Origin of the sequence: Pseudomonas sp. Irchel 3E19 (assembly GCF_900187585.1) — a bacterium.
Taxonomy (GTDB): domain Bacteria; phylum Pseudomonadota; class Gammaproteobacteria; order Pseudomonadales; family Pseudomonadaceae; genus Aquipseudomonas; species Aquipseudomonas baetica.
In genome coordinates this window covers 78,218-100,046 of record NZ_FYDT01000001.1, presented here as the reverse complement: position 1 = coordinate 100,046, position 21,829 = coordinate 78,218, and the positions used below count along the sequence as shown (strand labels likewise).

General features: G+C 59.9%; 21 protein-coding genes. 7 read left to right on the top strand and 14 right to left on the bottom strand.

The window, feature by feature from the left end; translation table 11 throughout:
* The first annotated feature begins 61 nt into the window (after nt 1–61).
* Complete coding sequence (gene rpiA / locus CKW18_RS00475; RefSeq protein ID WP_095186942.1) at nt 62–736, top strand: ribose-5-phosphate isomerase RpiA; 675 nt, start codon at nt 62–64, stop codon at nt 734–736.
* 146 nt (nt 737–882) lie between these two features.
* Here the strand turns inward: rpiA and CKW18_RS00470 are convergent, their stop codons facing one another.
* From CKW18_RS00470 to CKW18_RS00455, 4 genes are all read right to left on the bottom strand, one after another.
* Nucleotides 883–1,800 (bottom strand): SdiA-regulated domain-containing protein, encoded by a 918-nt coding sequence (locus CKW18_RS00470; RefSeq protein ID WP_095186941.1) that lies wholly within the window; start codon nt 1,798–1,800, stop codon nt 883–885.
* Between the two features lie 209 nt (nt 1,801–2,009).
* Nucleotides 2,010–2,933 carry an SdiA-regulated domain-containing protein gene (locus CKW18_RS00465; RefSeq protein WP_095186940.1) on the bottom strand — a complete coding sequence of 308 codons (924 nt, stop codon included), beginning with the start codon at nt 2,931–2,933 and terminating at the stop codon, nt 2,010–2,012.
* Nucleotides 2,934–3,200: 267 nt separating this feature from the next.
* Complete coding sequence (locus CKW18_RS00460) at nt 3,201–3,866, bottom strand: fumarylacetoacetate hydrolase family protein (protein ID WP_095186939.1); 666 nt, start codon at nt 3,864–3,866, stop codon at nt 3,201–3,203.
* 41 nt (nt 3,867–3,907) lie between these two features.
* Nucleotides 3,908–5,302: an FAD-binding oxidoreductase gene (locus CKW18_RS00455; protein ID WP_095186938.1), complete on the bottom strand. Its 1,395-nt coding sequence runs from the start codon at nt 5,300–5,302 to the stop codon at nt 3,908–3,910.
* A gap of 204 nt (nt 5,303–5,506) precedes the next feature.
* On the opposite strand from CKW18_RS00455, the gene serA reads away from it, so the two are divergent.
* The gene (gene serA / locus CKW18_RS00450) at nt 5,507–6,736 is read left to right on the top strand and encodes a phosphoglycerate dehydrogenase (protein WP_095186937.1); all 1,230 of its coding nucleotides are present in this window, start codon (nt 5,507–5,509) and stop codon (nt 6,734–6,736) included.
* 61 nt (nt 6,737–6,797) lie between these two features.
* On the opposite strand, the gene CKW18_RS00445 is transcribed toward serA, so the two are convergent.
* Nucleotides 6,798–7,223 carry a DUF4399 domain-containing protein gene (locus CKW18_RS00445; protein ID WP_085612012.1) on the bottom strand — a complete coding sequence of 142 codons (426 nt, stop codon included), beginning with the start codon at nt 7,221–7,223 and terminating at the stop codon, nt 6,798–6,800.
* A gap of 135 nt (nt 7,224–7,358) precedes the next feature.
* Here CKW18_RS00445 and CKW18_RS00440 point away from each other — a divergent pair, with 135 nt between their 5' ends.
* On the top strand, nt 7,359–7,928 hold the full coding sequence (locus CKW18_RS00440) for a transporter substrate-binding domain-containing protein (protein ID WP_095186936.1): 570 nt from the start codon (nt 7,359–7,361) through the stop codon (nt 7,926–7,928).
* 121 nt (nt 7,929–8,049) lie between these two features.
* Here CKW18_RS00440 and CKW18_RS00435 read toward each other — a convergent pair whose 3' ends face one another.
* Nucleotides 8,050–8,535: a DUF523 domain-containing protein gene (locus CKW18_RS00435; protein ID WP_095186935.1), complete on the bottom strand. Its 486-nt coding sequence runs from the start codon at nt 8,533–8,535 to the stop codon at nt 8,050–8,052.
* Nucleotides 8,536–8,537: 2 nt separating this feature from the next.
* Nucleotides 8,538–9,170 (bottom strand): 2OG-Fe(II) oxygenase, encoded by a 633-nt coding sequence (locus CKW18_RS00430; protein WP_095186934.1) that lies wholly within the window; start codon nt 9,168–9,170, stop codon nt 8,538–8,540.
* Between the two features lie 108 nt (nt 9,171–9,278).
* Here CKW18_RS00430 and CKW18_RS00425 point away from each other — a divergent pair, with 108 nt between their 5' ends.
* Nucleotides 9,279–10,031 (top strand): DUF2059 domain-containing protein, encoded by a 753-nt coding sequence (locus CKW18_RS00425; protein ID WP_095186933.1) that lies wholly within the window; start codon nt 9,279–9,281, stop codon nt 10,029–10,031.
* Between the two features lie 104 nt (nt 10,032–10,135).
* Here CKW18_RS00425 and CKW18_RS00420 read toward each other — a convergent pair whose 3' ends face one another.
* The gene (locus CKW18_RS00420) at nt 10,136–11,083 is read right to left on the bottom strand and encodes an alpha/beta hydrolase (RefSeq protein ID WP_095186932.1); all 948 of its coding nucleotides are present in this window, start codon (nt 11,081–11,083) and stop codon (nt 10,136–10,138) included.
* A 98-nt stretch (nt 11,084–11,181) separates the two neighbouring features.
* On the opposite strand from CKW18_RS00420, the gene CKW18_RS00415 reads away from it, so the two are divergent.
* Both CKW18_RS00415 and CKW18_RS00410 read left to right on the top strand, forming a co-directional pair.
* The gene (locus CKW18_RS00415) at nt 11,182–11,760 is read left to right on the top strand and encodes a DUF6436 domain-containing protein (protein ID WP_095186931.1); all 579 of its coding nucleotides are present in this window, start codon (nt 11,182–11,184) and stop codon (nt 11,758–11,760) included.
* A gap of 102 nt (nt 11,761–11,862) precedes the next feature.
* A complete protein-coding gene (locus tag CKW18_RS00410; protein WP_095186930.1) occupies nt 11,863–14,274 on the top strand; it encodes a penicillin acylase family protein in 2,412 nt (803 codons plus the stop codon).
* Nucleotides 14,275–14,388: 114 nt separating this feature from the next.
* On the opposite strand, the gene CKW18_RS00405 is transcribed toward CKW18_RS00410, so the two are convergent.
* Nucleotides 14,389–15,354: a GlxA family transcriptional regulator gene (locus CKW18_RS00405; RefSeq protein ID WP_095186929.1), complete on the bottom strand. Its 966-nt coding sequence runs from the start codon at nt 15,352–15,354 to the stop codon at nt 14,389–14,391.
* A 155-nt stretch (nt 15,355–15,509) separates the two neighbouring features.
* Here CKW18_RS00405 and CKW18_RS00400 point away from each other — a divergent pair, with 155 nt between their 5' ends.
* Nucleotides 15,510–16,151 carry an HD domain-containing protein gene (locus tag CKW18_RS00400; protein WP_095186928.1) on the top strand — a complete coding sequence of 214 codons (642 nt, stop codon included), beginning with the start codon at nt 15,510–15,512 and terminating at the stop codon, nt 16,149–16,151.
* Nucleotides 16,152–16,294: 143 nt separating this feature from the next.
* Here the strand turns inward: CKW18_RS00400 and CKW18_RS00395 are convergent, their stop codons facing one another.
* The 5 genes from CKW18_RS00395 to CKW18_RS00375 all read right to left on the bottom strand — a co-directional run bounded on the left by CKW18_RS00395 (nt 16,295) and on the right by CKW18_RS00375 (nt 21,706).
* Nucleotides 16,295–17,185: an ABC transporter permease subunit gene (locus CKW18_RS00395; RefSeq protein WP_095186927.1), complete on the bottom strand. Its 891-nt coding sequence runs from the start codon at nt 17,183–17,185 to the stop codon at nt 16,295–16,297.
* Nucleotides 17,182–18,063, bottom strand: coding sequence for an ABC transporter permease subunit (locus tag CKW18_RS00390; protein ID WP_170947196.1), 882 nt, complete (start codon nt 18,061–18,063; stop codon nt 17,182–17,184). The genes CKW18_RS00395 and CKW18_RS00390 overlap by 4 nt, the downstream gene beginning before the upstream one ends.
* Nucleotides 18,064–18,098: 35 nt before the next feature.
* Complete coding sequence (locus CKW18_RS00385; protein WP_095186925.1) at nt 18,099–19,241, bottom strand: ABC transporter ATP-binding protein; 1,143 nt, start codon at nt 19,239–19,241, stop codon at nt 18,099–18,101.
* A gap of 67 nt (nt 19,242–19,308) precedes the next feature.
* Entirely contained in the window at nt 19,309–20,406 is a 1,098-nt protein-coding gene (locus CKW18_RS00380; RefSeq protein ID WP_095186924.1) for a polyamine ABC transporter substrate-binding protein, read from the bottom strand.
* Between the two features lie 187 nt (nt 20,407–20,593).
* The gene (locus tag CKW18_RS00375; RefSeq protein ID WP_095186923.1) at nt 20,594–21,706 is read right to left on the bottom strand and encodes a polyamine ABC transporter substrate-binding protein; all 1,113 of its coding nucleotides are present in this window, start codon (nt 21,704–21,706) and stop codon (nt 20,594–20,596) included.
* Nucleotides 21,707–21,829: the final 123 nt, after the last annotated feature.

Here is a 21,829-nt window from a genome sequence, read left to right as displayed (position 1 = left end):
CCCGGCTTGAGGCTATAATGCCGGCCTTTCCGTTCTTACCTTGCCCGCTTCCGGAGCCCGCATGACCCAGGATCAACTCAAACAGGCAGTGGCTCAGGCCGCCGTCGACTTCATCCTTCCGAAACTCGACGACAAAAGCATCGTCGGGGTCGGCACCGGCTCCACCGCCAACTGCTTCATTGATGCGCTGGCGCAGCACAAGGGTGCGTTCGATGGCGCGGTCGCCAGTTCCGAAGCCACCGCCGCGCGCCTGAAGGGCCACGGGATTCCGGTGTATGAGCTGAACACCGTCAGCGACCTGGAGTTCTACGTCGACGGCGCCGACGAAAGCGACGCGCACCTGAACCTGATCAAGGGCGGCGGCGCCGCCCTGACCCGCGAGAAGATCGTCGCGGCCGTAGCCAAGACCTTCATCTGCATCGCCGACGCGAGCAAACTGGTGCCGGTGCTGGGCGAGTTTCCGCTGCCGGTCGAAGTGATCCCGATGGCCCGCAGCCACGTCGCCCGCCAATTGGTGAAACTGGGCGGCGACCCGGTGTACCGCGAAGGTGTACTGACCGACAACGGCAACATCATCCTCGACGTGTTCAATATGCAGATCACCAACCCGGTGGAGCTGGAAGCACAGATCAACGCGATTGTCGGCGTGGTCACCAACGGTTTGTTCGCGGCGCGTCCGGCGGATCTGCTGTTGCTGGGTACCAGCGAAGGCGTGAAAACCCTTAAGGCTGAGTAAGCCCAGTCACCCACATATTTGTGGGCAGACGAATAAACCTGTGGGAGCGAGCCTGCTCGCGAAAGCGCCAGTTCAGCCAACATCTTCATTGGCTGACACGACGCCTTCGCGAGCAGGCTCGCTCCCACAGTGTTTTGTGGTGTGGGTTAAGGTTGCGCAGGCTTTTTGAAGGCGTAAAACAGGTTCGGCTCACTCACCAGATACAACGTCCCGTCATCATCCATCGCAATGCCTTCCGCCTGCGGCACGGTTTTCTGCAAGCCTTGCCGGCCCTTGCTCAAGGACATCGTGCTCAACGGGCGCCCGTCCACATCCAGCTCCAGAATCAGCCGCGATTCATCCGACAGCGCCAGCAAATGCCCGCTGCGCTCGTCGTATTGCAGGCTCGACAGGTCACGCACAAACATCCCGGCATCACGTTTAGGGTTGTTGATCACGTGCACCGCGTAGGACTTTTCCGGGTTGAAGTGCGGGAAACCGTGCACTTCGTAGATCAGCATCGGATCGCGCTCTTTCGCCACGAACAGGCGTTTGCCCACCGAGTCATATGCCAACCCTTCGAAGCCTTTGTTGCCGCTCAGGTGCACGCCCAGGGTCATTTGCTCGGCGTCCGCCGCGTCGAGGAAAGTGGTGTCTTTCTCCAGATGGATCTTGATCAGGCGCTGCTGACGCTCGTCAGTCACCACGTAAGTGTCAGCACTGATGAACTCCACTGCCTCCGGATCACCGAAACCAATCAAGGCAATACGGCGCAGGATCTTGCCTTCCAGCGACAGCTCGACCAGTTCGGCATTCTTGTTGGTGACGGTGAACAGGCTTTTACGCAGGGGATCGTAGGTCAAGGCCGAGACATCGTCGTTCAAGCCTTCGATGACTCGCGCTTCAATCGCCACCCGATACTGATCCAGGTCGATGGCCTCACTGCTCAACGGCTGCCACAGGACGTGCAGGTTGAACCAGGCGCGCTCGAACAGGCGCATGTATTGGCCAATCGCGATCAGCATGATCAAGGCAATCACTGAGAGGATGACAAACAGAGGCTTGGGGCGGGCAAGTCGACGCATTCGGGCAGGCTCGGAATCAAAACAGGCGGATGAAATATCACGCCCGTCTGAATTGAAGCTTAATGGCCAGTAGCCTCAAACCACAAGACAACCCCTGTAGGAGCTGCCGCAGGCTCGGGCCGCGATCGGACGATCTTTTGATCTTGCTGTTCATAAGATCAAGAGATCGCAGCCTTCGGCAGCTCCTACATTGGAATCGATAAAGGCTGCTATTTCTGTTTTTCGAAGCGATAGAACAGGTTCGGTTCGCTGACCATATACAACGTGCCCGCCTCGTCCATGGTCACGCCTTCGGCGCGGGGAATGGTTTTCTTCAGGCCATTGAAACCGCCGAGCAAGGTCATGAAGCTGACTTGCTCGCCTTTCTCGTCCAGCTCTAGCAGCAGATGCGAATCGGCAGACAGCACCAGCGTGTGGCCGGTGCGCGGATCGATTGCCAACGCCGAGAGATTGCGGATATCCAGCTCATCGCTGGCCAGTTTCTGCTTGTCACCCTTGAGAGTCTGGCTGCCGTCGCTTTTCCAGGTAAACAGCGCCGCTGGCCGCTCCTCGCCCAGCCACAGTTGCTGATTGCGCGAGTCCCAGGCGATGGCTTCGAATGCCTTGTTCTGGTCTTTCGACGGGCCGAGGTCGTATTTAGGGAAATGAGTGATATTGAGTTCGCGGGTATCGGCATCGACTTTGACGATCGACAGCATGTGTTCACGCTCATCGACGATCGCCATCAGGCCGTTTTCCATGACCGTCAGGCCTTCCGGATTGCTCCAGCCCACCAGCGGCATCTTGCGCAACACATCGCCTTGCAGGGTCAGCTCGACCAGGAACGGATTCTTGCCCATCACCGAAAACAGGGTTTTGGTCTGCGGGTTGTACGCCAGGTCCGAAGCTTCGTCTTTTTCCATGCCCGGTAGCACTTTGGCATCGATCACCACGCGATAGTCCGGCAACCACACGCTTTCGCTCTGCTCAGCCGTACTCTCGAAACGCTCCAGCACCCACAGTACCCCGCGGTCGTCCCAGTGCATGGCGTACGCCAGACCGTAAGCAGCGGCGATCGCCAGCAACAGCCAGGAATACCAACGCATGGCGAAGCGTGAGCGGCGTGGGGATTTGAGCTGAGTTTGAGATGACATCGAGGGACGCGTTCCGAAAATTCAGGCTATGGGTAATAGCATAAAGAGGCGGACTAAGACGCCAGAATTGCGGAAATTATCCAGACAGGATGTGAAAAAAACGGCAAATGGCGCGATTGCCGTGTGCTGTCCCCAATCTTCAGGTCACCCACAACCATTGTGGGAGCGAACGTGCTCGCGAAAGCATTGTGTCAGGCAACGATGATGTCGACAGATCTGACGCATTCGCGAGCAGGCTCGCTCCCACAGGGTGTTGCAGTGTTGCGGTTAGCGCACGCTGCTGTTGAAGCTGCTGGCGCCGACCAGTTCCAGCACGATGTCGTCGCCGACGTTCAGCGGGCCGACGCCCACTGGCGTGCCGGTGAGGATCACGTCACCGGCCTGCAGCGAGAAGCAGCCGGCCATGTGCTGGATCATCGGCACGATCGGGTTGAGCATTGCGCTGCTGTTACCGTCCTGACGCACTTCGCCGTTGATGGTCAGGCGAATGCCGATGTCGGTCAGGTCAGCGAAGGTGCTGCCGACCACGAACGGTGCCAGCACTGCCGCGCCGTCGAACGACTTGGCGATTTCCCACGGCAGGCCCTTGGCTTTCAGCTCGGCCTGTTTGTCGCGCAAGGTCAGGTCCAGCGCCGGGGCGAAACCGGAGATCGCGTCGAGCACTTCCTCACGGCTTGGCTTGGTCGACAGCGGCTTGCCGATCAACACGGCAATTTCCGCTTCGTAATGCACCGAGCCGCGCTCGGTCGGAATGCTGAAACCACCTTCCAGCGGCACCACGCAACTGCCCGGTTTGATGAACAGCAGCGGTTCGGTAGGCACCGGATTGTCCAGTTCCTTGGCGTGTTCGGCGTAATTACGGCCAATGCACACGACTTTCCCGATCGGGAAGTGAATGCGCGTGCCGTCGACGTACTGGTGCTGATAGCTCATTTACCGACTCCTGCCTTCATTGATTCATCAAGAATTACAGATCAAACCGCGAAGATCTTGCCCGGGTTCATGATGCCGTTCGGGTCGAACACCGCTTTGACCGCTTTCATGTACTCGATCTCAACCGGCGAACGGCTGTAGGTCAAGTAATCGCGCTTGGTCATGCCCACGCCGTGTTCGGCGGAAATCGAACCGTTGTACTTCTCAACGGTTTCGAACACCCACTTGTTGACGGTGGCGCACTTGGCGAAGAACTCGTCCTTGCTCAGGTTTTCCGGCTTGAGGATGTTCAGGTGCAGATTGCCGTCGCCGATGTGGCCGAACCAGACGATTTCGAAGTCGGGATAGTGCTCGCCGACGATCGCGTCGATTTCCTTCAGGAACGCAGGCACTTTCGACACGGTCACCGAGATATCGTTTTTGTACGGCGTCCAGTGCGAGATGGTCTCGGAGATGTACTCGCGCAGTTTCCACAGGTTCTGCAACTGGGTTTCGCTCTGGCTCATCACACCGTCCAGCACCCAGCCCTGCTCGACGCAGTGTTCGAAGGTTTCCAGCGCGCTGTTGGCCACTTCTTCAGTGGTCGCTTCGAATTCCAGCAGTGCGTAGAACGGGCAGTCGGTCTCGAACGGCGCCGGCACGTCGCCACGGCCCATGACTTTGGCCAGGGCTTTGTCAGAAAAGAATTCGAACGCGGTCAGGTCGAGCTTGCCCTGGAAGGCGTGCAGTACCGGCATGATCGAGTCGAAGTCGGCGGTACCGAGGACCATCGCGGTGAGGTTTTTCGGCGCGCGATCCAGGCGCATGGTCGCTTCGACGACAAAACCGAGGGTGCCTTCGGCGCCGATGAACAATTGCCGCAGGTCGTAACCGGTGGCGTTCTTGATCAGGTCCTTGTTCAGCTCCAGCACATCGCCCTTGCCGGTGACGACTTTCATGCCCGCGACCCAGTTGCGGGTCATGCCGTAGCGAATCACCTTGATTCCGCCGGCATTGGTGCCGATATTGCCGCCAATCTGACTCGATCCGGCGGAAGCGAAATCCACTGGGTAGTACAATCCTTTTTCTTCGGCGACGTTCTGCAAATGCTCAGTGACTACGCCCGGCTGACAAACGGCGGTACGGTCAGTGAGGTTCACGTCGAGAATCTGGTTCATGTAGTCGAACGACACGACCACTTCGCCATTGGCGGCCACCGCAGCAGCGGACAACCCCGTGCGCCCGCCCGAGGGCACCAGCGCGACCTTGTGCGCGTTGGCCCAACGGACGATGGCCTGCACTTGTTCGATGGTCTTGGGGAACACGATGGCCGTCGGGGCCGGGGCGAAGTGCTTGGTCCAATCCTTGCCATACGTGTTCAGGGAGTCGGCGTCGGTCAGGACCTTGCCAGGCTCGACCAGGGTCTTCAGTTCATCAATCAGGGCAGGATTGGTCATCGACAGAACTCTCGAACAATTCATGGTCATCCTGAGAACGCTTCACGTCGCAGGAATGAGTGTTTAGCGGGGCGGCTATGCTAGCATACCGACCCCGCAGGCCAGTGCCCAAGGCCAGTTCTGCGGCGACGGCTTTCTTGCCGTCCAGGTCAATGTCTGTTGACCATTTCCTGCCATTTTTCTCCGGGATACAGGTTTACGCAGATGAGCAAGACTTCTCTCGATAAGAGCAAGATCAAGTTCCTTCTTCTCGAAGGCGTCCACCAATCGGCTGTCGACGTCCTCAAGGCGGCGGGCTACACCAGCATCGAATACCTGACAGGTTCCTTGCCGGAAGCCCAGCTCAAGGAAAAGATCGCTGACGCTCACTTCATCGGCATTCGTTCGCGCACCCAACTGACCGAAGAGATCTTCGATCACGCGAAGAAGCTGGTAGCGGTCGGCTGTTTCTGCATCGGCACCAACCAGGTTGACCTCAGTGCTGCCCGCGAGCGCGGTATCGCCGTGTTCAACGCGCCGTACTCCAACACCCGTTCCGTGGCTGAGCTGGTACTGGCCGAAGCCATCCTGCTGCTGCGCGGCATCCCTGAGAAAAACGCTTCCTGCCACCGTGGCGGCTGGATCAAGTCCGCGGCCAACTCTTTCGAGATCCGTGGCAAGAAACTCGGCATCGTTGGCTACGGCTCGATCGGTACTCAGTTGTCGGTTCTGGCGGAAGGCTTAGGCATGCAGGTGTTCTTCTACGACACCGTGACCAAGCTGCCGCTGGGCAACGCCACTCAGGTCGGTAACCTGAACGAGCTGCTGGGCATGTCCGACATCGTCACCCTGCACGTTCCGGAAACCGCTGCGACCCAGTGGATGATCGGCGAGAAGGAAATCCGCGCCATCAAGAAGGGCGGCATCCTGATCAACGCGGCGCGCGGCACCGTGGTCGAACTGGACGCCCTGGCGGACGCGATCAAGGACAAGCACCTGATCGGCGCGGCCATCGACGTATTCCCGGTGGAGCCACGCTCCAACGACGAAGAGTTCGAAAGCCCGCTGCGTGGCCTGGACAACGTGATCCTGACCCCGCACATCGGTGGCTCGACTGCCGAAGCGCAAGCCAACATCGGTCTGGAAGTGGCGGAAAAACTGGTCAAGTACAGCGACAACGGTACTTCCGTTTCGTCGGTCAACTTCCCGGAAGTGGCCCTGCCCGCTCACCCTGGCAAGCACCGTCTGCTGCACATCCACGAGAACATCCCGGGTGTGATGAGCGAGATCAACAAGGTCTTCGCCGAAAACGGCATCAACATCTCCGGTCAGTTCCTGCAGACCAACGAGAAGGTTGGCTACGTGGTGATCGACGTCGACGCCGAGTACTCGGACCTGGCGCAAGAGAAGCTGCAGCACATCAACGGCACTATCCGTAGCCGTGTGTTGTTCTGATCGCACGCTGAGCGACAAAAAAGGGAGCCTTCGGGCTCCCTTTTTCATGCACGCCGAAAATTTATTCGACGTTGACGGTGATTTTCTTCGAAACGATCGGTGGATCGAATGGCATATGGCCGCTGTCACCCAGCTCCAGTTGCAGAGTGTGTTTGCCAGGGGCCAGTTTGATTGTGGCTTCGGTCTGCGCCTTGCCAAAGTGCATGTGGTTCGCATCGTTCGGAATCGGCGCGCCGGCAGCCGGCAGTTTGTCGACGTCGATCAGCAAGTGATGGTGACCGGTGTTCTTGGTAACGTCACCGGCCGGGGCCAGCGCGACGTCCTTGGTACCAAACTTGACCTTGAACTCTTGGGAAACCTTCGCCCCGTCTTCGGGAGAAACGATGAACACTTCGGCACCCTTTGGAGCCGGGGTAGCCGCACTGGCCAGCACCGAAACGCCCATCAGTACACCCGCCAACGCTGCACGTGACATAAAGCTTTTCATTTTCTTCTCCAGTTTTTCCGTAAAATCCGTCCGGTCATGACAACTTCATGACCATTCGTTGTCGAAGGCACTCGACAACCATAGCAAAGCGAGCCTGACTCAGAGCGTCGCGTTAATGATTTCAAAGGAGTGACCATGCGCTTTTTGCCTGGCCTGATCTGCCTGCTACCCCTTTTGAGCCCACTGGCTCACGCCGAACTGATTGATGACGTCAACGACCGTGGCGAGTTGCGCATTGCCCTTGAGGCTAATACACCGCCCTTCAATTACAAGGACGGCGACACACTCACGGGGTTCGAAGTCGAGCTTGGGCAACTGCTGGCCAAGGAGCTGGATGTTCGCGCCGACTTCATCGTCACCGATGCGGGCGACCTGCTCCAGGGCGTTGAAAGCGGCAAGTACGACGTCGCGCTCAACCACATAGCACTGACACCTGAACTCAAGGATCGTTTCGACTTCAGTACGCCATACGGCAAGGTCGATTCGCAGTTGCTGGCGAAGAAGGATGAGCAGCCACGCCCGATGGTACTGGTGCAGGCGTTGACCGAGGAGAAGCCTGCTGTGAGTGCACCGGTGGAATTGGCGATTCCGTTTCAGAAGGGTAATCCGGCGTTTCAGGCCAGCCTTGCGAGCGCGATGCAGCGGATCAAAGCGGATGGGCGTCTGGCGGCGCTGTCGGCGAAATGGTTCCCCGAACCCGAGTGAACACAAAACCCTGTGGGAGGGGGCTTGCTCCCGAAGGCGTCGTGTCAGTCAATGCACATGTTGAATGACCCACCGCTTTCGCGAGCAAGCCTCCTCCCACACGGGGATTCGGGGTGGGGTTTTAATCGAGTTGTGTCAGGGCTGTTGCAGCCTGCGGCAGTTCGAGCTCGCTGAAAATCTGCACGCCATGGCGCTTGAGCAACGCAGCCGTCACGCCTTCACCACTGACTTTCACTCCACTGAACGTGCCGTCATAGGTCAGCAGATTGCCGCACGATGGGCTATTGGCTTTGAGCACCGCCACGCGGATTCCGTGTTTGTGCACCAACTCCAGCGCCTGCCGAGCACCATCCAGAAACTGCGCGCTGACATCCTCGCCTTCGGTAGTGATGACCGAAGCAACGCCATCGAGCACTTCACTACCCTGCCCGCCTGGGATCTCCGCCGCCGCCCGTGGCGTCGGCAAACCACCCGCCACTTCCGGACACAATGGCACCACGCGCCCTTCGGCAATCCACTGCTCAAGCAAATCGAACGGTCCGCTGGCCCCGCCGTCGTAACGCACGCGGTGACCCAACAGGCAGCGGCTGACCAGAATCTTTTCCATGATCAGAACGGCTCGTTGCCACGACGGCGGAACCAGCCCGTCAGCGACAAGCGCTCACGATTGGCCGGCAGCACTTCATGCGGGACTTCGCCAGACAGAAACACCACCAGGCAGCCGCCGGTGGGCTGCACGTCGTAGACGCGCTCATCGTCCAGGTACATGCGCAACTGACCGCCATCTTCCGGCAGCCAGGCCTCGTTGAGGTAGACCACCGCCGACACCATGCGCCGGTCATCATCGCGGAAGCGGTCAACGTGCTTGCGATAGAACGCACCCGGCGGATACAGCGCGAAATGGCATTCGAAGTCTTCCAGCCCGAGGAACAAGCCCCGGTTGAGTGCCTCGCGCAGGCTGTCCATCAGCTCCAGATAGCGGTCACTGGCCTCGGCCTGGCCCGGATCGATCCACTGGATGTGGTCGCCGCGAATACCCTCGCGAATCTCCGAAAACGGCCCGCGACCCACCGCCGCCGGCGCCAGCTCACCCTCGGCCTCACGTTTACGGCACTCGGCCGCCAGCTCGCGGGTCAAACCCGCGGGCAGGAAAATGTTCTGCTGCGACCAGCCGTGCTCGGCCAGGTCGTCGACGATACGTAACAGCAGCGGGTGTTCAGAGGATATTTGCATGGCGCGCATAGTATGTCGGCGGCAACAAATCCGACAGAGCCACGCAGCGGCTGGATACGAATTCTCGACAAGTAACTGCACCGCACGGAGAATAGTCCGCTGCTGACAGGAGTCCCTATGCGCCGTTTGCTTTTTTCACTGTTGATGTTCTGTGTTTTGCCCGCCTGGGCGGACGGCTACGATCAGTTGTACAAGATCGCCGGCTGGCCAGATCAACGTGCGCATTTCAATGACGCCCTGAGTGCAGCGCAGCAGCGCTATCAGAACAGCCTGCCGCCTGCCGTATTTCAAGCACTGGTCAACAACAGCAATCAGCGCTTCGCCCCCATGGCCATGGATCAGCGTGCCGAAGCACAGCTGCGGCAGAACCTCGCCGATCCGAAACCGGCCCTGTCATTTTTTCAGTCGCCGCTGGGCAAGAAAATCGTCGCCGCCGAATTGCTCGCGACCCGCCGCGATCAACTGGCAAAGAATGCCAAAGGCCTGCCGAAAATGCCGGCCAGCGACAGCCGCCTGCTGATCATCGGCCATCTCGCCCAAGCCCTGCCTGCCCGTGAAGCCGGCGCCGAAGTCAGCCTGGCGATTGCCGGCGTGGCGGCGGACAGTTTGAGTTCGATGATCCCGGGACTGCTCGGTGGTGGTCAGGCACAAGGTATGTTGAACGGTCAGCGCCAGCGCCTGATGGATCAGATTGGCGCGGACATGAACAACACGCTGCTCTACGTGTATCGCGACCTGTCGGATGAAGAGCTGGAAGAGTTTGCGACGTTTGCCGAGTCGACCGAGGGCAAGGCTTACTATCAAGCGGCGCTGGCGGCGATTCGGGCGGGGTTGGCGGTGGGGCAGAACACTTCGAATCTCAACCAATGATCTGCGCTGTCTGACCGCCGCCTTCGCGAGCAGGCTCGCTCCCACATTTGGGAACGCGTGCCCCTGTGGGAGCGAGCCTGCTCGCGAAGAGGCCCTGACAGACGCTAGAGATTCCGGCCCCTGATCCGCTTGCTCAAGAACTCGAAATACTCCTCACGCATGTCAGCCGTCTCATTGGCCAGATGATGCCGCGCCTGCGCCAACAGCAAAATCTGCGGCCGATCGAACTTCCACTTCAACACCTGCAAATTGTGCTGCCAGTCGACAGTCATGTCCGCCTGCCCCTGAATGATCAGCGGCCGTCGCGGACTTTTTTTCGCGTACTCGACCCGACTGATCCAGCGTGACAAGGCGCCGACCCACGCGGTCGGCAAGCGCTTGGGCTGCAACGGATCGGCCAGCAGAAACGGCAGGAAGTCCGGGTCATTGGAGTTTTCGCTGAAGCGCCGGGCAATGCCCCGCACGAAAGGCCGCAGCAGGTAGTAACTGAGCTGCGACCAGCCCCAGGCCCGCGGTCGCACCAGCGGCGACAGCAAAATCAAGTGACCTTGCGCCGGACTGTTCTCACCATGGTTGAGCACATGGTCGACCACGATCGCCCCGCCGGTACTTTGCCCGCACAAGTGCCACGGCTGCGGCAGCGCGATCGAATTGGCCTCGGCAAACAACGCTTGCAGGGTGTCTTGATATTCCGAGAAATCACGGATGCTCGCCCGCACCCCACTCGACAGACCGTGCCCCGGCAAATCGCAGGCAATCACCGCGAAATCCTGGTCCAGCGCCCACTCGATCACATGCCGATAGAGCCCGGTGTGATCGTAGAAACCGTGCAACAGAAACAGCGTGCCCTTGACCTTCTCTGGCCACCAGCAATGGCTGACCAGTTCGTAACCGTTCACGGCAAACCGCCCCATGCCGCGCCAGACATCGCGTTCGGGGAAGTCGGTCTGGTAGAACCGTTGATACGCTTTCGCCTCCTCGGACAACGCCTGCCACTCGGCCAGAGGCTTGAGGCTGGCGCGTAATTGATCGGGGTCGAAAGTGGCAGGCATGAGGCATTTCCAGAACGGTGAACAGACTTTATCGGCCTGCGATATTCATCTGTTGAGTCAAGCATGGCAAGCTAGCCGGCCTCTGAGGACACAAATCCATGCGTTCGCCCTACCGCACCGCACTGTTTGCCAGCCTGCTCGCGCTTGTGTGCGCCGGGGTGCTGTGGGCCGCGTATGACTGGTTTCAAGGGCGATATCTGCGCGCGTTCAGCGAACACACGGCGGTGTTTTCCGGCGATCCGTTGCGACTGCCCGATGAACTGGCCGGGCCTGGCAATATCCGCCTCGTGCATTTCTGGGACCCGGCCTGCCCGTGCAATGTCGGCAACCAGCAACACCTGACCGAGATGGTCGAGCAGTTCAACGGCAAAGGCGTCGAATTCTTTGCAGTGCAGAGGGCCGGCAGCCACGGCCAGTTGCCCGCCACGCTAAGCACACTGAAAACCATCACCGTGTTGCCCGGCTCCGAGCAGGTCCCCGCCAGCCCGGCCGTGGCGATCTGGGATCGTAACGGTAAACTGGCGTACTTCGGCCCTTACAGCGAAGGCATGACCTGCAACTCCAGCAACAGCTTCATCGAACCCATCCTGCATGCCCTGACGGACGATCGCCCGGTCAACGCCACGCACACCCTCGCGGTCGGCTGCTATTGTCCATGGCCGGTGCCAGCGCAGTAAGGCATTCCGGACTTTTTAAGGACAGCGCTGCACGGCACAGAAGGTCTGTGCTAATTGTTTGCAGCCCGACGGGCGGCAATCCCGCCAGCACAAGGAGTCACCATGAAGCGCGTGTTCACCGTTCTTGCCTTGTTCATCGTTGTCCTGCTCGCTGGCGCCGGCTGGTACGTCTACAGCAAACAGCCGACGCGCCAGGGCCAGGTCGAGCTGCGCAAGCTGCAAGGTTCGGTGACCGTGCGCTACGACGAGCGTGGCGTGCCGCACATCCGCGCCGAGAACGAAACCGACCTCTACCGTGCCCTCGGCTATGTACATGCCCAAGATCGCTTGTTCCAGATGGAAGCCATGCGTCGTCTCGCCCGGGGCGAACTGGCCGAAGTGCTCGGACCGAAACTGCTCGACACCGACAAACTGTTCCGCAGCCTGCGCATCCGCGAACGTGCAGCCAGCTACGTCACCAACCTCGATAAACAATCCCCGGCGTGGAAGGGCCTGCAAGCCTATCTGGACGGCATCAACCAATATCAGGACAGCCACGCCGCGCCCGTCGAGTTCGACGTGCTGGGCATCCCCAAGCGGCCGTTCACCGCCGAAGACAGCATTAGCGTGGCCGGTTACATGGCCTACAGCTTTGCCGCGGCGTTTCGCACCGAACCGCTGCTGACCTACGTGCGCGATCAACTCGGCGCCGATTACCTCAACGTCTTCGACCTCGACTGGCAGCCCAAAGGTGTGCTGGCGAAAGATCGCACCACTCCGAAACCGGCCCTCGCCGCCAATGACTGGAAAGACCTCAACGCCCTCGCCCGCCTCAGCGAGCAAGCGCTGATCGACAACGGCCTGCCGCAATTCGAAGGCAGCAACGCGTGGGTCATCTCGGGCAGTCACAGCCAAAGCGGCAAACCGCTGCTGGCCGGCGATCCACACATTCGCTTTTCGGTGCCGTCGGTGTGGTACGAAGCGCAACTGTCGGCGCCGGGCTTTGAGCTGTACGGCCATCATCAGGCGCTGGTGCCGTTCGCGTTCCTGGGGCACAACATGGATTTCGGCTGGAGCCTGACCATGTTCCAGAACGACGATCTGGACCTGATCGCCGAGAAGGTCAACCCGGACAACCCGAATCAGGTCTGGTATCACGGCCAGTGGACCGACATGGTCAGCACCGAGCAACAGATCAATGTGAAGGGCCAGGCGCCGGTGACGATCACCCTGCGCCAGTCGCCCCACGGCCCGATCGTCAACGATGCGCTGGGTACGGCCGCCGGCAAGACGCCGATCGCCATGTGGTGGGCATTCCTGGAAACGCCGAATCCGATCCTTGAAGGCTTCTACCAGCTCAACCGCGCCGACACCCTGGCAAAGGCCCGCGCTGCTGCCGCCAAAGTGCAGGCGCCGGGGCTTAATCTGGTTTACGCCAACGCCAAGGGCGATATCGCCTGGTGGGCTTCGGCGTTGCTGCCCAAGCGGCCGACCGGTGTCAAACCGGGCTTCATTCTCGACGGCAGCACGAATCAGGCGGACAAGGACGGCTACTACCCGTTCAGCGCCAACCCGCAGGAAGAAAACCCGGCGCGCGGCTATATCGTCTCGGCCAACTTCCAGCCTGTTTCGCCCACCGGCATGGAAATTCCGGGTTACTACAACCTCGCCGACCGTGGCCAGCAGCTCAATCAGCAGCTCAGCGACAAGCGCGTGAAGTGGACCAATGAAGCTAACCAGAAACTGCAACTGGGCACCGCCACCGGTTACGGCCCGCGTTTGCTGGCGCCGTTGTTGCCAGTATTGCGTGAAGTGGTGAGCGATCCGGCGCAGCTCAAACTGGTCGAGCAACTGGCGCAGTGGCAAGGCGACTATCCGCTGGATTCGATCAGTGCAACGCTGTTCAACCAGTTCCTCTACGACCTCGCCGATGCGGCAATGCGCGACGAGTTGGGCAATGACTTTTTCGAGACGCTGCTGTCGACGCGGGTGATCGATTCGGCACTGCCACGGCTGGCGGCGAACGCCGATTCCGCGTGGTGGGATAACCGCAATACGCCAACCAAAGAGACTCGCGCCGATGTTGTCCGTACGGCCTGGCAAGCGAGCATGGCGCACCTGAAGCTGACCCTCGGCGACGACACGTCCGCCTGGCAATGGGGCACGGCGCATACGTTGACCCATGGTCATCCGTTGGGGCAGCAGAAGCCGCTGGACCGTATTTTCAATGTCGGGCCGTTCGCCGCGCCGGGCAGCCATGAAGTGCCGAACAACCTGTCAGCGAAGATCGGCCCGGCGCCGTGGCCGGTGACTTATGGGCCGTCGACCCGGCGCCTGGTGGATTTCGCCGATCCGGCGCACAGTTTGACGATCAACCCGGTGGGCCAGAGTGGTGTGCCGTTTGACAGTCACTTTGACGATCAGGCTGAGGCGTATGTGGACGGGATGTATGTGCAGGCGCACTTCAGCGATGAGGAAGTGACGGCGAATACGCGCAGTACCCTGAAGCTGCTGCCGGCGCGGGCGCCCCAATAATCTTGTGCTGTTCAGGCGGACGCTTTCGCGAGCAAGCCCGCTCCCACCGTTGGAATGCGGTCTCCTGTGGGAGCGGGCTTGCTCGCGAAAGGGCCATCAGCAACACCGAAACCTTCAGAGCAGCACCGCAAAATTCAACCGAAACTGCTGCGGCGTCACGCCCAGCCTTCGATTGAACACACTGCGCATATGCTGCGCATCGCGAAACCCGCACTGATAGGCCACGGTCTTCAGCGGCGCCGTGGTGCTTTCGAGCATCACCCGCGCCGCATCCACCCGCGCCCGCTCGACGAACTCCGTCGGCGTGACCTTCGCCTCCCGCGCAAACACTCGGGAGAAATTGCGCGCACTCATGTTCGCCGCCTGCGCCAGATCGGCAATGGTCAGATCCCCGGTGAGATTGGCCAGCACATACAACTGCACCATCGCCACCGCCGACGTCGGCTCCGCGTGCGGTGTCAGGAACGGGCTGAACTGCGACTGCCCGCCGGAGCGCTGGGTGAATACCACCAACCGCTTGGCCACGCTCAGCGCCACCTCGGCGCCGTGATCGCGGGCCAGCAGGTACAGCGACAGATCAATCCCCGCCGTCACCCCGGCCGAGGTGTAGAGCGCGCCGTCTTCGACATACAGGCGGTCCGCCTCGACCTGCGTCGACGGACACAACTGCGCCAGCGCCTGGGCATCGTTCCAGTGAGTGGTCACCGTGCGCCCTTCCAGTAACCCGGCCCGCGCCAGCATGAACGCGCCATTGCAGATCGAGCCGAACCGCTGCGCCCGCGCACAGGCGTCACGCAGCCAGGCATCGAAGGTTTTGCCGAACTCCATGAACGGCAGCGTCGGCCCGCCCGCGACCAGCAGCAAGTCATAAGCCTCAAGGGCTGCGCTGAAATGTCGATGGGCATTCAGGGTCAGGCCGTTGGAGCAGGCCATCGGCCCGTGTTCGAGACCGATCACGTCGAGGTGATAGTAATCCTCTGGCGCGAGGAACCGGTTAGCCTCGGCAAACACATCCATGGGCCCGCTGACGTCCAGCGATTGCACGCCCGGGAACACGACGATGGCGACGGTTTTGTTCATGGCTGTTGAGGCCTCGCAGAAGTCAGCAGTGAGTTGGCACGATTTGCAGGTCGATTGGCAAGGATCGCAGCCATGCATTGATTGTTCGCGTTGCAGCGCGGGAACAGACTTTCCCCATCAGCGCCGCCCCGGCGTTTTCGACGAGGAAACCGCTCATGAACACCACCATTGCCGGCATCAAAATCCCTGACAGCGCCCTGGCCCGCGCCACCACCGAGTACATCCGCGACATCGAATCCGACCTGCTCTATCACCACTCGCGCCGGGTGTTTCTGTTCGGTGCATTGAGCGGCGAGCGTCAGCAGTTGGCCTACGATCCGGAACTTCTGTACGTCGGCGCGATGTTCCACGACCTCGGCCTGGTCGAAGGTCACCGCAGCGATGACGAGCGCTTCGAGGTGGATGGCGCCAACGCCGCCGCGGCGTTTCTCAAGCCTTACGGGTTGAGCGATGACGACATCGAACAGGTCTGGCTGTCGATTGCCCTGCACACCACGCCGGGCGTGCCCAGGCATTTGCGCCCGACCGTGGCGCTGGTGACAGCAGGCGTGGAAATGGATGTGCTGGGCATGGATTACGCGGCGTTCAGCAGCGTGCAGCGCGAAGCGGTGGTGCATGCGCATCCACGCGGGGAAGGTTTCAAGGCATGCATCATCTGCGCGTTTGCCGACGGCTTGCGCCATCGTCCGCAGACCACGTTCGGCAATGTGAAGACTGATGTGCTGAAAGATCAGGAGCCGGGGTTCAAGCCGATGAACTTTGTCGAGGTCATCCGTCAATCTCCCTGGACTGCATAAAACGAAAGGTGGGAGCGAGCCTGCTCGCGAAAGCGGTGTATCAGTCAATATTTGAGTCGACTGATACTCCATCTTCGCGAGCAGGCTCGCTCCCACATTTCGATTTGTGGCTGGCCTCAAGACCTAGGCCAACCCTGTAGTGCTTACGCTGCTTCCGGCGCAGGCGCGCGGCGCACGTCCGGCTGTTTCCACGAATCGGCAGCGCTTTCTTCGATGGCTTGCTGGATGGCTTTCTTGCGCGCTTCTTCGGCACGGCGGCTGAAGAACCAGACCAGAAAGGTCACGATCGACACCGCCAGCAGAATCAGGCTGGCCACGGCGTTGATCTCAGGCTTCACACCCAGACGCACCGCCGAGAACACTTCCATCGGCAGGGTCGTCGAACCCGGGCCGGAGACGAAGCTCGCCAGTACCAGGTCGTCCAGCGACAGGGCGAACGACATCATGCCGCCCGCCGCCAGCGATGGCGCGATCATCGGGATGGTGATCAGGAAGAACACCTTCCACGGCCGCGCGCCCAGGTCCATCGCCGCTTCTTCGATCGACAGGTCCAGCTCACGCAGGCGTGCCGACACCACCACCGCCACATACGCCGCACAGAACGTCGTGTGAGCGATCCAGATGGTGACGATGCCACGTTCCTGCGGCCAGCCGATCATCTGCGCCATGGCCACGAACAGCAGCAACAGCGACAGACCGGTGATCACTTCCGGCATCACCAACGGCGCAGTGACCAAACCGCCGAACAGCGTGCGGCCCTTGAAGTGGGTGATGCGGGTCAGCACGAACGCGGCCAGCGTGCCCAGCGCCACTGCGGCAATCGCCGTGTAGCAGGCGATTTCCAGCGAGCGCAGCACCGAACCCATCAGTTGGCTGTTGTCGAGCAGGCCGACGTACCACTTGATCGACCAGCCACCCCACACCGTTACCAGTTTCGAGGCGTTGAACGAGTAGATCACCAGGATCAGCATCGGCAGATAGATGAACAACAAACCCACGACCAGCATCAGGCTGGAGAAACGGATGCGCTTCATTCTTTACCCTCCATTTCCTTGGCCTGACTGCGGTTGAACAGAATGATTGGCACAATCAGGATCGCCAGCATCACCACCGCCAGGGCAGACGCCACCGGCCAGTCACGGTTGTTGAAGAACTCTTGCCAGAGCACTTTACCGATCATCAGGGTTTCCGGGCCGCCCAGCAGTTCCGGGATCACGAACTCGCCGACCACCGGGATGAACACCAGCATGCAGCCGGCAATGATCCCGTTCTTGGACAGTGGAATGGTGATTTTCCAGAAGCTGTTGAAGGTGCTCGAACCGAGGTCAGATGCGGCTTCCAGCAGGCTGTTGTCGTGCTTCACCAGGTTGGCATACAGCGGCAGGATCATGAACGGCAGGTACGAATAGACCACGCCGATATACACCGCAAGGTTGGTGTTGAGGATCTGCAGCGGCTCGTCGATCAGGCCCATGCTCATCAGGAAACCGTTGAGCAAGCCGTTGTTGCTGAGGATGCCCATCCACGCGTAAACGCGGATCAGAATCGCGGTCCAGGTCGGCATCATGATCAGCAGCACCAGCACCGTTTGCAGCTCTTTACGGGCGCTGGCGATGGCGTAGGCCATCGGGTAGCCGATCAGCAGGCACAGCACGGTGCTGATCAGCGCCATCTTCAGCGAGCCGAGGTAGGCGGCGATGTACAACTCGTCGCCCGCCAGCATCGCGTAGTTGCCCAGGTTCAGCAGCAGTTGCAGCTTCTGCTCGGCGTAGGTGTAGATCTCGGTGTACGGCGGGATCGCCACGTCGGCTTCGGCGAAGCTGATCTTCAGGACGATGAAGAACGGCAACATGAAAAACAGAAACAGCCAGATGAACGGAACCCCGATGACCAGTTGGCGGCCATTGGGAATTATTCGGTTGAGCCGTCGTTTGAACTTGCGCATGTTCATGAGCGAAGTACCACGCCGCTGTCGTCTTCCCACCACACGTAAACCTGATCGCCCCAGGTTGGACGTGCGCCACGGCGCTCGGCGTTGGCGACGAACGACTGCACCAGTTTGCCGCTCGGCAATTCGACGTAGAACACCGAGTGACCACCCAGGTAGGCGATGTCGTGCACCTTGCCGCTCGACCAGTTGTATTCGCAGGTCGGTTGGTCGGCGGTGACCAGCAGTTTCTCCGGACGGATCGCGTAGGTGACCGACTTGTCCTGCACCGAAGTGCTGATGCCGTGGCCGACGTAGATCTGCCGGTCGAGATCCTTGCAGGTGATGGTCGCGTGGCCTTCGGCGTCGTCGATCACTTCGCCTTCGAAGATGTTCACGTTGCCGATGAATTCGCAGACCAGACGGCTGGTCGGGGTTTCGTAGATGTCGATCGGGCTGCCGATCTGGGCGATCCAGCCCAGGTGCATGATCGCGATGCGCTCGGCCATGGTCATGGCCTCTTCCTGGTCGTGGGTGACCATCACGCAGGTCACACCGACACGCTCGATGATCTCTACCAGCTCCAGCTGCATCTGCGAACGCAGTTTCTTGTCCAGTGCGCCCATCGGCTCATCGAGCAGCAGCAGCTTCGGCCGCTTGGCCAGCGAACGCGCCAGCGCCACACGCTGACGCTGACCGCCCGACAGTTGATGCGGCTTGCGCTTGGCGTACTGGCTCATCTGCACCAGTTTGAGCATCTCGGCCACACGGGCTTCGACCTCGGCCTTGGGGATCTTGTCCTGCTGCAAGCCGAAGGCGATGTTCTGCGCCACGGTCATGTGCGGGAACAAGGCATAGGACTGGAACATCATGTTGATCGGACGTTCGTACGGCGGCATGTCGGTGATGTCGATGCCGTCGAGAAAAATGCGCCCCTCCGTGGGCCGTTCGAACCCTGCCAGCATCCGCAGCAAAGTGGATTTGCCCGATCCCGAACCGCCGAGCAGGGCAAAAATTTCGCCCTTCTTGATTTCCAGGGACACATCGTCCACGGCAATCGTCTCGTCGAATTTCTTCGTGACCCGGTCGATTTTGACCAACACCTGTTTCGGTGTCTGGTCGCCCTCGAGGGCTTTCTTATAGGCGCCGGAGGCAACTGCCATTTACGAAACTCCCAGAAAAAAACAGTGCAGTTCGCCCAATGTGGACGAACCCTGGATAGTGTGTGCCTTACATACCCGACTTGACCTTGGTCCAGCTGCGGGTCATCAGACGTTGAATGTTCGGTGGCAACTCGATCGACACGTAAGCCTTGTCGATCACAGCCTGCGGTGGATAAACCGATGCATCGGTACGGATGGATTGCTCCATCAGTTTGTCCGCCCCCGGGTTGGGGTTGGCGTAACCGACGTAATCACTGACCTGGGCGATCACCTCAGGTTTCAGCAGATAGTTGATGAAGGCATGGGCCTGCTTGACGTTCGACGAATCCTTGGGAATCGCCAGCATGTCGAACCACAAAGCGCCGCCCTCTTTCGGGACGGTGTAGGCGATGTTCACGCCTTTCTTGGCTTCTGCCGCGCGGTTCTTCGCCTGGAAGATATCGCCGGAAAAACCGATCGCCACACAGATGTCGCCGTTGGCCAGATCGCCGATGTATTTCGAGGAGTGGAAGTAGGTCACGTAAGGACGCACCGCGAGCAATTTGTCGGTGGCCTTTGCGTAGTCCTCGGGATTGGTGCTGTTGGCATTCAGGCCCAGATAGTTGAGCACGGTCGGCATCATTTCATCAGCCGAATCGAGGAACGCCACGCCGCAGCTTTGCAGCTTCTTGATGTTCTCAGGCTCGAACAGCACGCCCCAGGAGTCGATCTTGTCGACACCGAGCCCGGCCTTCACTTTATCGACGTTGTAACCGATGCCGTTGGTACCCCACAGGTACGGCACGGCGTACAGGTTGCCCGGATCGTTCTGCTCCAGACGCTTGAGCAGCGCCGGGTCGAGATTGGAATAATTGGGCAGCTGCGACTTGTCGAGTTTCTGGAACGCACCGGCCTTGATCTGCTTGCCGAGGAAGTGGTTCGACGGCACGACCACGTCGTACCCGGTACGCCCGGCCAGCAGCTTGCCTTCCAGAGTCTCGTTGGAATCGAACACGTCGTAAACCGGTTTGATCCCGGTGTCTTTCTGGAAGTCGGCCAGGGTGGTCTCGCCGATGTAGTCCGACCAGTTATAAATATGCACCGTACCGGCGGCCTGGGCACCGACAGCCATCGTCAGACCGGCAGTGGCCAGCAGGGCATTGCGCAAAGAAGAAAAAATAGGCAAGTGGAGGTCCTCTAAATTAGTTGGGCCCAAGTTGCCCCGCGTTACATGACGGCCATGGCTGCCCGGCAACAAAACCGGCGCGCAACTTACCCTCGAAAAACCGTTCCAGCAAAACTTTCTGTCATTTAATTATCCCGCTGGCCGCCCTCGCGGGGACGACGGCCAGCGGTTGCTGCGTCAAACCGGCTTATTTACCGGATTTGATCTTGGTCCAGCTACGGGTGATCAGGCGCAGCGTGGCGGCATCCAGATCGCTGATCGCGTAGAGCTGTTTCTTCACTTCAGCCGACGGATAGATGCTCGGATCGCTGGTGATGTCTTTGTCCACCAGCGGCGTGGCCGCCTTGTTGCCGTTCGGGAAACGCACGGCATTGGTGATCCCGGCCATCACTTCGGGCTCAAGCAGGTAGTTCATGAATTTGTAAGCGGCTTCGACGTTTTCGGCATCCTTGGGAATGGCGACCATGTCGTAGAAAGTACCGGCGCCTTCTTTCGGAATGGTGTAGGCCAGTTTGACCTTGTCACCGGCTTCCTTGGCGCGGGTCTTGGATTGCTCCAGGTCACCCGAATAGCCGACCGCCACGCAGATGTTGCCGTTGGCCAGATCGGAGATGTATTTGGAGGAGTGGAAATAGGCAACCGAAGGACGAACCTTGAGGAACAGGTCTTCGGCGGCTTTCAGATCAGCCTTGTCCTTGCTGTTGGTCGGTTTGCCCAGATAGTGCAGAGCCGCCGGAATCATTTCGGTCGGGGCATCGAGGAAGCTTACACCGCAGCTTTTGAGTTTCTCGATGTTCTCAGGCTTGAACACGATGTCCCAGGAATCGATCTTGTCGATGCCCAGCGCAGCCTTGACCTTCTCCGGGTTGTAACCGATCCCGATGGAGCCCCACATGTACGGGAACGCGTGTTTGTTGCCCTGGTCGCTGGCATCGCCAACGGCCTTGAGCAGGTCTTCGTCGAGGTTCTTCCAGTTCGGCAGCTTGGACTTGTCCAGCTCCTGGTAAACACCGGCCTTGATCTGCTTGGCGAGGAAGTTGTTGGAAGGCACCACAATGTCGTAACCGGATTTACCGGCCAGCAGCTTGGCTTCCAGGGTTTCGTTACTGTCGAATACGTCGTAGACGACCTTGATCCCGGTGGCCTTCTCGAAATTGGCGACCGTGTCCGGCGCGATGTAGTCGGACCAGTTATAGACGTGCAATACCTTGTCGTCCGCCTGAACCGCACCCGCCATCAAGCCCGCCATGGACAGCGCGAGAAGTGTCTTGCCAGCAAGCTTTTTACCTAATGCCTTCATGCGTCATGCTCCAAATTTTTCTTTTTTGAACCACTTTGTTCAGCGGCCGAACCCGGACAACTGGAACCGCGGCTAGTCTGGCAAGATCCGAGGCGGTCTTTCAAGAAAAGACCCGCTTTTCTG

Excerpts from the sequence above, each read along its gene's own strand:
- CKW18_RS00420 (WP_095186932.1), bottom strand. The coding sequence starts at position 11,083 with ATGCCTGCCACTTTCGACCCCGATCAATTACGCGCCAGCCTCAAGCCT.
- CKW18_RS00375 (WP_095186923.1), bottom strand. The coding sequence starts at position 21,706 with ATGAAGGCATTAGGTAAAAAGCTTGCTGGCAAGACACTTCTCGCGCTG.
- CKW18_RS00425 (WP_095186933.1), top strand. The coding sequence starts at position 9,279 with ATGCGCCGTTTGCTTTTTTCACTGTTGATGTTCTGTGTTTTGCCCGCC.
- CKW18_RS00385 (WP_095186925.1), bottom strand. The coding sequence starts at position 19,241 with ATGGCAGTTGCCTCCGGCGCCTATAAGAAAGCCCTCGAGGGCGACCAG.
- CKW18_RS00415 (WP_095186931.1), top strand. The coding sequence starts at position 11,182 with ATGCGTTCGCCCTACCGCACCGCACTGTTTGCCAGCCTGCTCGCGCTT.
- CKW18_RS00470 (WP_095186941.1), bottom strand. The coding sequence starts at position 1,800 with ATGCGTCGACTTGCCCGCCCCAAGCCTCTGTTTGTCATCCTCTCAGTG.
- CKW18_RS00405 (WP_095186929.1), bottom strand. The coding sequence starts at position 15,354 with ATGAACAAAACCGTCGCCATCGTCGTGTTCCCGGGCGTGCAATCGCTG.
- CKW18_RS00430 (WP_095186934.1), bottom strand. The coding sequence starts at position 9,170 with ATGCGCGCCATGCAAATATCCTCTGAACACCCGCTGCTGTTACGTATC.
- CKW18_RS00435 (WP_095186935.1), bottom strand. The coding sequence starts at position 8,535 with ATGGAAAAGATTCTGGTCAGCCGCTGCCTGTTGGGTCACCGCGTGCGT.
- CKW18_RS00410 (WP_095186930.1), top strand. The coding sequence starts at position 11,863 with ATGAAGCGCGTGTTCACCGTTCTTGCCTTGTTCATCGTTGTCCTGCTC.
- CKW18_RS00440 (WP_095186936.1), top strand. The coding sequence starts at position 7,359 with ATGCGCTTTTTGCCTGGCCTGATCTGCCTGCTACCCCTTTTGAGCCCA.
- CKW18_RS00400 (WP_095186928.1), top strand. The coding sequence starts at position 15,510 with ATGAACACCACCATTGCCGGCATCAAAATCCCTGACAGCGCCCTGGCC.
- rpiA (WP_095186942.1), top strand. The coding sequence starts at position 62 with ATGACCCAGGATCAACTCAAACAGGCAGTGGCTCAGGCCGCCGTCGAC.
- CKW18_RS00465 (WP_095186940.1), bottom strand. The coding sequence starts at position 2,933 with ATGTCATCTCAAACTCAGCTCAAATCCCCACGCCGCTCACGCTTCGCC.
- CKW18_RS00460 (WP_095186939.1), bottom strand. The coding sequence starts at position 3,866 with ATGAGCTATCAGCACCAGTACGTCGACGGCACGCGCATTCACTTCCCG.
- CKW18_RS00395 (WP_095186927.1), bottom strand. The coding sequence starts at position 17,185 with ATGAAGCGCATCCGTTTCTCCAGCCTGATGCTGGTCGTGGGTTTGTTG.
- serA (WP_095186937.1), top strand. The coding sequence starts at position 5,507 with ATGAGCAAGACTTCTCTCGATAAGAGCAAGATCAAGTTCCTTCTTCTC.
- CKW18_RS00455 (WP_095186938.1), bottom strand. The coding sequence starts at position 5,302 with ATGACCAATCCTGCCCTGATTGATGAACTGAAGACCCTGGTCGAGCCT.
- CKW18_RS00445 (WP_085612012.1), bottom strand. The coding sequence starts at position 7,223 with ATGAAAAGCTTTATGTCACGTGCAGCGTTGGCGGGTGTACTGATGGGC.